Genomic DNA, 3,699 nt, shown 5'->3' on the forward strand with positions numbered 1-3,699 from the left:
CTGATCCAAAACGCCATCGAGGGGATCACTTCGATGATCGCACCGAATGGGTATTTGGTCTATACGGGTCAGCCGTGGCATCCGCAGTTGGAACAAATCGCCCATGTGCTTGGGAACCATCAGCAAACGCAATGGATAATGCGCCGCCGAAGCCAGTATGAACTCGATACCCTCTTTGGCTCCTACGGGTTTGATAAAGAGGGGATGCGGATCGATGATTGGGGTATTTTCACCGTCTCATCGGCGCGACGCAGATAACCATGTATCCGTTTGATCCTGCCCTAGATGCCTCTGCCACCCTCAAAGAGCGATTTGTATGGATACTTTTTATGGGGGCGCTCTTTTTTATCCTCTACGGTGCGGCGAATCAGTACGCGTCGCTCACCCCGCACCCCTCGATTTTTATGGAGTGGGAGCGGCACATTCCGTTCGTCCCGTCATTCATCATCCCCTATATGTCCTCGGATGTGATGTTTTGTATCGCATTTTTGCTCCCGCAGAGCCGTTTGGAGCTTCGTATCCTCGCGTTGCGAGTGCTCTTTATCGTTGTTTTTTCGGTTCTCATCTTTACCCTTTTTCCGCTCCAATTCGGGTTTGAAAAACCCAAAAGCGATGAGTACCAATGGCTCTTTGGGATTCTAAGTGCCGATCTGCCCTACAATCAGCTCCCCTCATTGCACATCAGTTTTGCCATCGTGCTGTGGATGTCGATGCGCGCTCATTTGAAAAACGTTTTTCTAAAATATGCCGTTGCTCTATGGCTTTGGCTCATCGCCCTCTCCACTTTGCTGGTGTATCAACACCATTTTATCGACCTCCCGACTGGGGCGTTAGTCGGAGGAGCGGCTGTTGCTATGATTCATCAAAACAGCAAAGTATTGAACCGATTTACCACTCCGCGTAGTCTCAAAGTGGGGCTTTATTATTTGGGTGCGGCGGTTTTGTTTCTCGTCGCTGCGTTCGCGTATCACTCCCTCATCGCACTGTGGCTGTTTCTCTCGATGGCATTGGTAGCCATCGCTTATGCGTTTGGACTCAATCATCTCATCGCAGGGGAAAGCTCAAAGGCTTCATTATGGCAGTGGATCGTGTTCGCCCCCTATTTTATCGGTACGAACCTCTCATGGCGATGGTACAAACGTTCATTACCCCTCATGAGTCATGTCGAAGAGAAGGTTTATGTCGGACGTCATCCTGCAAAGGATGAGTATGACTCGATAAGATTGCAAGGGATTAGCCATGCAATCAATCTGGCATTAGAGCATCAAATCAACCGCTCCGCACTGGAACAGACGAGAATACCGTTTTTGGATTTGACGATCCCCTCTCCTGAGGAACTGCACCGCATCGTTATGATGATCGAAGATAAAAAAGAGAATGGTGTGTATGTCCATTGTGCGCTTGGACTCTCTCGCAGTGTTATGGCAATCGGTGCGTGGATGTTATACCGTGGATACACGATGGAGCAGATCGAAGAGCGGCTCAATAATATCCGTAGCGCGTATGTCAAATCGAAATACGTGTATGTAGCACTGGGTCTGTATCAATCGCATTTAGAATCACTTCGCATGAGGGATTCAGTCTCATGTTAGCTCAGATTTATTATCATATCTATATGTTTAAGATTTTAGGATTATTACTATGAAAACCAATTACACCGACGTTCTTCCAAGCGAGTGGAAACCGATGTCCGATATTTTTACCGCGTTGGGGGATGAACACCGTCAGCGAATGTTGATGCTTTTCGAGCCCGATGAGCGACTTACTGCCGGACAGATTTCAGATGCTTCAACACTGGCACGTACTACGGTATCTCACCATTTGAAGATTTTACGTCAGGCAAATGTACTGCTCAGTGAGAAAAAAGGGAAAGAGGTGTGGTTTTGGATCAATAAACCTCTACTGGAGCAAACGTTTGGAAATGTACTATGTTATTTACAAGGAAATACTCAATGATTAAAGCGATTTTATATGTGATCGTCCGTCTTTTATTTCGGGTAAAAGTGGTCGGTGAGTTTCAGCGTGAAGAGAACCACACCGTAATCATCGCCAATCATCAGTCATTTTTAGATGGTCTGATTTTAGGGCTAGTGCTTCCGATTAACCCGATTTTTGTTGTCAATACCGAAATCGCTAAACGTCCCCTTGTTCGGATGTTTCTCTCTCTCAGCGAATATCTCGTTGTCGACCCCGCCAATCCGATGGCGATCAAGCAGATCATCCGTCTCGTCGAGAGCGGTCGTCCTGTGGTTATCTTCCCTGAGGGGCGGATCACGACTACGGGGAGTTTGATGAAGATTTATGAGGGTTCGGCGTTTGTCACCGTGAAAACCGAAGCGACGATCCACCCCGTGATTATCGAGGGAGCAACGTTTAGCACCCTATCGCGTATGGGGAACGATCATCCCAAAAGCTGGTTTCCTCAAATCACCCTCACCTACTGTACTCCGACACGACTGAGTATCTCTGAGGGGGGAAGTGGACATGAGAGACGGACTAAAGCGGGTGAAGCGATGCGTACTCTCTTGCAAAAATGTCTTTTTGAATCACGCCGTCCGAATGATCTCTACGGAGCATTTCTCGATGCGGTATCCATTTATGGAAGCTCTCGCGAAATTATCGAAGATACGAAACAGATCGAATACACCTATCGCCAACTCCTCACGATGACGCTTGGGATGGGGCGTTTGATTGCACGTCACAGCATTGCAGGCGAGGCGATCGGGGTGTTGATGCCCACGGCGGTTCCGACATTGGCACTGATCTTGGGGCTTAGTGCGTTTGGGCGAACCCCTGCTATGCTCAACTTTACCGCCGGAAGCGACGGGCTTCAAAATGCGTGTGAGGGGGCGATGATTAAGACGATTATCACTTCCAAAGCGTTTGTGGAGCAAGGCAAACTCGAAGCGAAACTGGGTGCATTGAAAAATGTTCGACTCCTCTACCTCGAAGATCTCAAAGCCGAGATGGGGGTAATGGATAAGCTCTGGTTGATGGGATATGCTCGCTTTTTCCCTAACGCTGTTCGGGTCAAATCCGATCCCACATCACCGTGCGTCATCCTCTTTACCTCAGGATCTGAGGGGAAACCCAAAGGAGTTGTCCTCTCTCACGAAGCGATTTTGGCGAACATCGCTCAAATCCGTGCCATCGTCGATTTCTCGACTGAGGATAAGGTTCTTAATGCTTTACCGATTTTTCACTCATTCGGACTGACCGCAGGGACACTGTTGCCGATTTTGGGCGGGATACGCCTATTTTTGTACCCATCACCTCTGCATTACCGCGTTATCCCTGAGATTGCGTATGATCGCTCGTGCACAATCCTCTTTGGAACCAGTACTTTTTTGAACCATTATGCCTCACACGCCCACCCATACGATTTTTACCGTCTCCGATACGTGGTCGCAGGGGCAGAGAAACTCTCATCAAGCGTCAAAGAGCTATGGTTCGAGAAATTCGGGATACGGATTTTCGAGGGGTATGGGGCGACCGAAACCGCTCCCGTCATCGCCGTCAATACTCCGATGGCATACCGAAGCGGCACTGTAGGGCAGATTTTACCGGGGATAGAGACGAAACTCATCCCTGTACCGGGGATTGATGCGGGGGGGATTTTGCACGTTAAAGGCGCTAATGTTATGAGTGGCTATCTACGCTCCGAACGTCCCGGATTTTTAGAAAAACCAACCTCTGAGG

Annotated in this window: 4 protein-coding genes; all 4 read left to right on the plus strand. The window is 48.8% G+C overall.

Going from position 1 to position 3,699, the window contains the following annotated elements; all coding sequences use genetic code 11:
* On the plus strand, positions 1-258 hold a 258-nt coding region (locus tag WA010_RS01125; protein WP_422555336.1), incomplete at its 5' end, for a class I SAM-dependent methyltransferase family protein.
* Complete coding sequence (locus WA010_RS01130; protein ID WP_422555337.1) at positions 219-1,592, plus strand: dual specificity protein phosphatase family protein; 1,374 nt, start codon at positions 219-221, stop codon at positions 1,590-1,592. The genes WA010_RS01125 and WA010_RS01130, both read left to right, overlap by 40 nt.
* A 49-nt stretch (positions 1,593-1,641) precedes the next feature.
* A complete protein-coding gene (locus tag WA010_RS01135) occupies positions 1,642-1,956 on the plus strand; it encodes an ArsR/SmtB family transcription factor (protein WP_422555338.1) in 315 nt (104 codons plus the stop codon).
* Positions 1,953-3,699, plus strand: a 1,747-nt coding sequence (locus WA010_RS01140) for an AMP-binding protein (protein WP_422555339.1), incomplete at its 3' end; no start/stop codon positions are given. The genes WA010_RS01135 and WA010_RS01140, both read left to right, overlap by 4 nt.

This window comes from Sulfuricurvum sp., from assembly GCF_049305995.1.
In the GTDB taxonomy this organism is placed as follows: domain Bacteria; phylum Campylobacterota; class Campylobacteria; order Campylobacterales; family Sulfurimonadaceae; genus Sulfuricurvum.